The organism is Pseudonocardia nigra, assembly GCF_019396355.1.
In the GTDB taxonomy this organism is placed as follows: Bacteria; Actinomycetota; Actinomycetes; order Mycobacteriales; family Pseudonocardiaceae; genus Pseudonocardia; species Pseudonocardia nigra.
The window spans coordinates 1-6,858 of the sequence record NZ_JAHKRK010000307.1 but is presented as its reverse complement, the minus strand read 5'-3'; the positions used below and the strand labels follow the sequence as shown (position 1 = coordinate 6,858).

Genomic DNA, 6,858 nt, shown 5'->3' with positions numbered 1-6,858 from the left:
CCGGAGTGGGAAGACGGCCATGCCCTGCGCGACGACCCCGTTTCTGCGCCCGAGTCGCCCGGTCCCGACGCGCGAGCCGGGCGACATGCGCGCGCGTTGGGCATCCGCGTTGGTGCTGGTCAGTGCGCTGTCGGAGCCTCGGCGATCGGCTCCGCCACCGGCCGCAGCCGCTCGGAGCCCTCGTCGGCGTGGTAGTCGGCCGGGCTGGTGACGTCGGCGCCCTCCGCCACCCGGCCCGCACGCAGCGCGACCGTGACCACGACCGCGACCAGCAGGTTGAGCAGGAGCGCGAGGAAACCGACGTAGATCTGCACGGCCGAGCCGGCGAACGGGTGCCAGCCGAGCAGCGTCAGCTTGTCGAGCGCCAGCGCCGACCCACCGAAGTGCGCACGGCCCGCCGCCGGGTTGGGGATGAGGTAGAGCAGGTACATCCCGTAGCCCATGCCGGCGATCCAGCCCGCCACCAGCGCCCACCGGTGCAACCACCGCGTGTACAGCGCGATCGCCACCGCCGGCAGCGTCTGCAGAATGATCACGCCGCCGATCAGCTGCAGGTCGATGGAGAACTGCGGGTCGATGAGCACGATGCAGAGCACCGCGCCGAACTTGACCACCAGCGAGGCGAGCTTCGCCTGCTTCGCCTCCTGCGCCGGGGTGGCGTCGCGCTTGAGGTACTCCTTGTAGATGTTGCGCGTCCACAGGTTGGCCGCGGCGATGGACATGATCGCTGCGGGCACCAGCGCGCCGATGCCGATCGCGGCGAACGCGACGCCGGCGAACAGCGAGCCGAACTCGTTGTCGAACAGCACCGGGATGATGGTGTTGGTGTCCGGGCGCCCGGTCGCGTTGTTCGTGATGGGGGTGGCACCCGCCGCGATGGCGACGTAGCCCAGCAGCGCCAGCAGGCCCAGCAGCAGCGAGTACGCCGGCAGCGCCATCATGTTGCGCTTGATCACGTTCCGGCCCCGGGACGCCAGGATGCCGGTGAGCGAGTGCGGGTAGAGGAACAGCGCGAGCGCCGAGCCCAGCGCCAGGGTGATGTACTGCAGCTGGTTGTTGGCGTTCAGCAGCAGCCCGTCGTTCGGGGACTCGCTGGCCTGGAACTTCGCCTCGGCCGTCTCGAAGATCGCCGACCAGCCGCCGAACTGCGCGGGCAGGTAGATCACCGCCACCAGGATGACGATGTAGATCAGGATGTCCTTGACGAACGCGATCAGCGCAGGCGCCCGCAGGCCGGACTGGTAGGTGTAGACCGCCAGGATGACGAACGCGACCACGAGCGGGAGGTGCCCGGCGATGCCGGTGCCGTTGAGGCCCATCGTGCGCAGCACGGCCTCCAGCCCGACGAGCTGCAGCGCGATGTAGGGCATGGTCGCGACCAGCCCGGTCAACGCCACGAGGAACGCCAGCAGCGAGCTGCCGTAACGCCCGCGGACGAAGTCGGCCGGCGTCACGTAGCCGTGCACCCGGGAGACCGACCACAACCGCAGCACCGGCAGGAACACCAGCGGGTAGAGGATCACGGTGTAGGGCAGGGCGAAGAAGCCCATCGCGCCCGCTCCGAACAGCAGCGCGGGCACCGCCACGAACGTGTAGGCGGTGTAGAGGTCACCGCCCACCAGGAACCAGGTGATCCACGCTCCGAACTTGCGGCCGCCGAGACCCCACTCGTCGAGGTGCTCGAGGGTGGAGCCGCGCTGCCAGCGGGATGCGAGGAAGCCCATCACGCTGACGACCAGGAACAGCAGGCTGAAGACGACGAGCTCGGTCCACTGGATCATCGTGCGGTCCCCTCGTCGAGGTCGTCGACGTCATGAGGGGCGCCGGGCGCCACCGGGTTCCGCTCGTCGCGCGTCTTCACGTAGACGACGGCCACGCAGACCACGCCGACCGGCACCCAGAGGAACTGGGACCAGTAGAAGAACGGCATGCCGAACAGCTGCGGTTCGATCGAGTTGAACCACGGCGTGACGAGCATGAGGAAAGGCACGAGCAGGAGCAGGTTCCACGCGTTCCAGCGCAGTCCCTCCCCCGTCTCCTGGGATGGCGGCGTCGGCTGTGACATGCCTGCTCCGGGATGATCAGGTGGGTCCTCGGACCGCGGAATCCTAAGCGGCCGAGGACCGCATGTCCCCGATCGTGTGCATGGTCACGCCGCGCAACCGCCGCCGGACGTCAGGAAAGCCACGTTCCTGTCGTTGAACGTCAGGAACGTGGCTTTCCTGTCACTCCGAGCGGCGATCCGACACGGCAGCGCCGACGCCCGCCGGAGCGATTGCCTACATCCCCAGGCGCAGCTTCAGGGCCTCGAGCTCGTCGCTCATGGAGCTCGGCAGCCGGTCGCCGATCTTGTCGAACCACTCCTGGATGAGCGGGATCTCGGCCTTCCACTCCTCGATGTCGACGGCCAGGGCCGCGTCGACGTCGGCACGCGGCGCGTCGAGCCCGTCGAGGTCCATCTGGTCGGCCGTCGGGACGTAGCCGATGGCGGTCTCCTGCGCGGCCGCCGTGCCCTCCATGCGCTCGATCGCCCACTTCAGCACGCGGGAGTTCTCACCGAACCCCGGCCACAGGAAGCGCCCGTCCTCGCCCCGCCGGAACCAGTTGACGTAGAAGATCTTCGGCAACTTGTCGGCGTCGGCGCCCTTGCCGACGTCGATCCAGTGCTGGAAGTAGTCGGCGACGTTGTAGCCCAGGAACGGCAGCATCGCCATCGGGTCGCGGCGGACCTGCCCGAGCCCACCGGCCGCCGCCGCGGTCTTCTCGCTGGACATCGTGGCGCCCATGAACGTGCCGTGCTGCCAGTTCCGCGCCTCGGTGATCAGCGGGATGGTCTCCTTGCGGCGCCCGCCGAAGATGATCGCGGAGATCGGCACGCCCTGGGGGTCGTCGAACTCGGGCGCGACGACCGGGCACTGCCGGATCGGCGTGGTGTAGCGCGAGTTCGGGTGCGCGGCGACCTCGTCGGAGTCCGGCGTCCAGTCCTTGTTCGTCCAGGACGTGGCGTGCTGCGGCTCGCCCTCCAGGCCCTCCCACCAGACGTCGCCGTCGTCGGTCAGGGCCACGTTGGTGAAGATCGAGTTGCCCTGCTCGAAGGTGCGCACGGCGTTCGGGTTCGTCTTCTCGTTGGTGCCGGGGGCGACACCGAAGAAGCCGTACTCCGGGTTGACCGCGTAGAGCCTGCCGTCCTCGCCGAAGCGCATCCACGCGATGTCGTCGCCGATCGTCTCGGCGCGCCAGCCCGGGACGGTGGGCTGCAGCATCGCGAGGTTCGTCTTGCCGCAGGCCGACGGGAACGCCGCGGCGACGTAGTAGGACTTCTCCTCGGGGCTGGTCAGCTTGAGGATCAGCATGTGCTCGGCGAGCCAGCCCTCGTCGCGTGCCATCGCCGAGGCGATCCGCAGCGCGTAGCACTTCTTGCCCAGCAGGGCGTTGCCGCCGTAGCCGGAGCCGTAGCTCCAGATCTCCCGGGTCTCCGGGAAGTGGCTGATGTACTTGGTGTCGCTGCACGGCCACGGGACGTCGGCCTGGCCGGGCTCGAGCGGCGCGCCCACCGAGTGCAGCGCCGGCACGAACTTGTCGCCCGCGGGGCCGTCGAGCAGCGGGAGGACCGAAGCGCCCATCCGCGTCATGATCTTCATCGAGGCCACGACGTACTCGGAGTCGGTGATCTCCACACCGAGCTTCGGATCGTCCGCGTCGAGCGGGCCCATGCAGAACGGGATGACGTACATCGTCCGACCGCGCATGCACCCCCGGTACAACTCGGTCATTGTGGACTTCATCTCGGCCGGGTCCATCCAGTTGTTGGTGACCCCGGCGTCGGCCTCGTCGACCGAGCAGATGAACGTGCGTTCCTCGACGCGGGCGACATCGTCGGGATCGGAGGCCGCCCAGAAGGAGTTCGGTTTCTTCTCCTCGTTGAGCCGGACGAACGTGCCGGCCTCGACGAGCGCCGTCGTCACCCGGTCCCACTCCTCGTCGGACCCGTCGCACCACACAACGCGGTCGGGCGTGGTGAGCTCGGCCACCTCCTGCACCCAGGACAGCAGGCGAGCGTTCTCGGTTGGTGCTTGGTCGAGCCCCGGCACGATCATTGCAGTCATATCGTCCTCGATCCTCGCCGGTTCCCCGGTCTGGTGGAAATGCCGCGCACACCCGTCCGAATGGGAGCGGGTGTGCCAGTGAGAGATGTGCATTGAAGGTACCCGGGACGCCCCCGTTTACCCACCGTCCACCGATGTCGACTGACTCACAAGACCGATCATGTAATCGATTCAGAAGGACCGAAAGCGCTTTCCCTCTGGCTTTCCGGGCGACCGCGGAAGCGAGTGGACCCGATCACTTTCCGATCAAGGCGTCCGTCCCTGGCGACGGAGATCACGTGCTCCAGGAGTACTGACTCGCCGGATCGGGTACGCGGCGTGCAGCGAGGAGGTTACAGCGCGTGCCTCCTCGTGAGCAGGTTCAGCCACCGGGGGAGGACCCTTGAACCAGACAACGCAGTACTTCGTCCTGCTCGCCGTGTCGATCGGGCTGACCTTCGCCGTCGGGCGGCTGCTGGTGCGGGCCGGCGAGCCGTTCCTCCAGGAGGTCTTCCAGGACCGCAAGGTCACGCGCTCGGTGAACCTGCTGCTCTCGGTGCTGTTCCACCTCGTCACGCTCGGCGTGCTCGCGATCATCTCGATCCTCGAGATCCAGACCGACGACCCGGTCCAGTCGTTCGTCGTCAAGCTCGGCGTCGTCCTGATCGTCCTGGGCATCGCCTACGGCATCTCGATGCTGGTGCTCATCCGCGTCCGCGACCGCAGGCGCGCCTCACAGATCTCCGAGCAGGTCCAGGAGCGGCTGGCCGACCGGGGGATCAGCACCGTGCCGTCCCAGTCGGCCCCTCCGGTCCCGAACCAGCCCTACCTCTCCCAGCAGGCCCCGCCCCAGCAGCCCGCCCCCCAGCAGCAGGCACCCGGCCAGCAGACTCCGCCGCCCGCGGACCGGGCGGCCACGTAGTCCCCCGCACCCCCTGTGCAGAGCGACGGCGGTGCCCCTTCCACGGACGGAGGGGCACCGCCGTCGTCACACCTGCGGGCCCGCGGGCCTGCGCAGACCGAGCACCACCGTCACGGCGACGGCGACCAGCACCCCGGCGCCGACCGCGGCAGTGACGTCGACGGCCGTGGTGAACGCCGTGCGGGCCGAGGTCAGCAGCGCCGCGGCCGGCCAGTCGGCCAGTTGCCCGGCCACGCCGACGGCACCGCCGATGGTCTCCATCGCGGCGTCGGCGCCGTCGACTCCGGCGGGCACGGCGACCGCACCCCGGTAGACCGCGGTGAGCACGCTCCCGAGGAACGCGGTGCCGAGCACCGCGCCGATCTCGTACGCCGTCTCCGACACGGCCGACGCCGAGCCTGCTCGGTCGGCGGGCGCCGCGGCGAGGATGGCGTCGTTGGTGACCGTCTCCGACAGCCCGATGCCGCCCCCGACCAGCACGGCGGCCACGGCGAGCACCACGGCGCCCCACCCACCGCCGAGCGCCGTGCACAGCAGGAACCCGGCCGCGGCGAGCAGGAGGCCCGCCGGCACCAGCACCCGCAGCGGGACGCTGCGGCCCAGCCGGGCGGCGAGCAACCCCGCCAGCATCGTCACCACGAAACCCGGCAGCAGCACGAGCCCGGCGTCGAGCGGGGAGAGCCCGAGCACGAGCTGCAGGTACTGCGCCGCGAAGAACAACAGGCCGGTCAGGGCGAACATCGTGGTCGCGTTGGCGAGCGCGGACAGCCGCAGCACCGGCGACGCGAACAGCGTGACGTCGAGCAGCGGCTCCTCACCCGCCGCGAGCCGGGCGCGCGCCCGGCGCACGAACAGCACCCCGGCCGTGACGCCTGCGCCGAGCGCGAGCGCCGCGGCCGGCGTGAGGCCGTCATGGGCGAACGTCTTGATCGCGAGCACGACCGGGCCCATCGTCAGCAGCGACAGCAGCACGCCGAGCGGGTCGAGGGTGCCCGGCGCCGGCATCCGCGACTCCGGCAGCACGAGCGCGCCGAGCACGAGCAGCGCCACCATCACCGGGACGTTGACGAGGAAGACCGAGCCCCACCAGAAGTGCTCCAGCAGCACCCCGCCCAGGATCGGGCCGAGCGCGTTGCCCGCGGCGAAGCCGGTGGCCCAGATGGCGACGGCGAGCCTGCGCTGCGCCCGGTCGACGAACACGGTGCGCATCAGCGCCAGCGTGGCCGGCATCAGCATCGCGCCGAAGAACCCGAGCAGGGCACGCGCGGCCACGAGATGCGCGGCGTCGGTCGCGAAGGCGGCCGCGAGCGAGACGACGCCGAACCCGGCGACGCCGACGAGGAGCGTGCGCCGCCGCCCGATCCGGTCGGCGAGCGTGCCCATCGTGACGAGGAGGCAGGCGAGCACCAGCGGGTAGACGTCGACGAGCCACAGCAGCTGGGTGGCCGACGGAGCCAGGGTTGCGCTGATCGCGGGCAGCGCGAAGCCGAGCACGGTGTTGTCGATCGCGACCAGCAGCGTCGGCAGGGCGAGCACGGCGAGGGAGAACCACTCCCGCCTGCCTGCGCGGGGCGGAGCGGTCGAGGCGGCGCCGGTGCGGGCAGGGGCGGTGACGGTCATGGTTCCTCGGGACGTATGCGATGGACGAACTGTACCGTCTAGACGGTACAGAACTCCTCGTCATTCCCCCAGCGACTTCGGCGTGGCGCCCACCACCCCGCCCCTAGGGCGTGTCTGGTGGATCAGGGTCGATGGGATTCGTGATCCAGATTGCTCCTGGCAAGGCGGAGGCCCGAGCCGTCGTACCTGGCGTACCCGGTCGGGCCGACAACGCCGCCAGGGGCGATCTGG

Annotated in this window: 5 protein-coding genes; 1 reads left to right on the top strand and 4 read right to left on the bottom strand. The window is 70.0% G+C overall.

Going from position 1 to position 6,858, the window contains the following annotated elements; translation table 11 throughout:
- Positions 1–119 precede the first annotated feature (119 nt).
- The 3 genes from mctP to KME75_RS38615 form a co-directional block, all read right to left on the bottom strand.
- Positions 120–1,781: a monocarboxylate uptake permease MctP gene (mctP, locus tag KME75_RS38625; RefSeq protein WP_219419896.1), complete on the bottom strand. Its 1,662-nt coding sequence runs from the start codon at positions 1,779–1,781 to the stop codon at positions 120–122.
- Positions 1,778–2,065, bottom strand: coding sequence for a DUF3311 domain-containing protein (locus KME75_RS38620; protein WP_219419895.1), 288 nt, complete (start codon positions 2,063–2,065; stop codon positions 1,778–1,780). The genes mctP and KME75_RS38620 overlap by 4 nt, the downstream gene beginning before the upstream one ends.
- Before the next feature lie 214 nt (positions 2,066–2,279).
- Positions 2,280–4,106, bottom strand: coding sequence for a phosphoenolpyruvate carboxykinase (GTP) (locus KME75_RS38615; protein ID WP_219419894.1), 1,827 nt, complete (start codon positions 4,104–4,106; stop codon positions 2,280–2,282).
- 382 nt (positions 4,107–4,488) lie between these two features.
- Here KME75_RS38615 and KME75_RS38610 point away from each other — a divergent pair, with 382 nt between their 5' ends.
- Entirely contained in the window at positions 4,489–5,007 is a 519-nt protein-coding gene (locus tag KME75_RS38610) for a hypothetical protein (protein WP_219419893.1), read from the top strand.
- Between the two features lie 66 nt (positions 5,008–5,073).
- Here KME75_RS38610 and KME75_RS38605 read toward each other — a convergent pair whose 3' ends face one another.
- Entirely contained in the window at positions 5,074–6,627 is a 1,554-nt protein-coding gene (locus tag KME75_RS38605) for an MFS transporter (RefSeq protein WP_219419892.1), read from the bottom strand.
- Positions 6,628–6,858 lie beyond the last annotated feature (231 nt).

Coding starts and splice junctions, on each gene's coding strand:
- mctP (WP_219419896.1), bottom strand. CDS start 1,781: ATGATCCAGTGGACCGAGCTCGTCGTCTTCAGCCTGCTGTTCCTGGTC.
- KME75_RS38620 (WP_219419895.1), bottom strand. CDS start 2,065: ATGTCACAGCCGACGCCGCCATCCCAGGAGACGGGGGAGGGACTGCGC.
- KME75_RS38615 (WP_219419894.1), bottom strand. CDS start 4,106: ATGACTGCAATGATCGTGCCGGGGCTCGACCAAGCACCAACCGAGAAC.
- KME75_RS38605 (WP_219419892.1), bottom strand. CDS start 6,627: ATGACCGTCACCGCCCCTGCCCGCACCGGCGCCGCCTCGACCGCTCCG.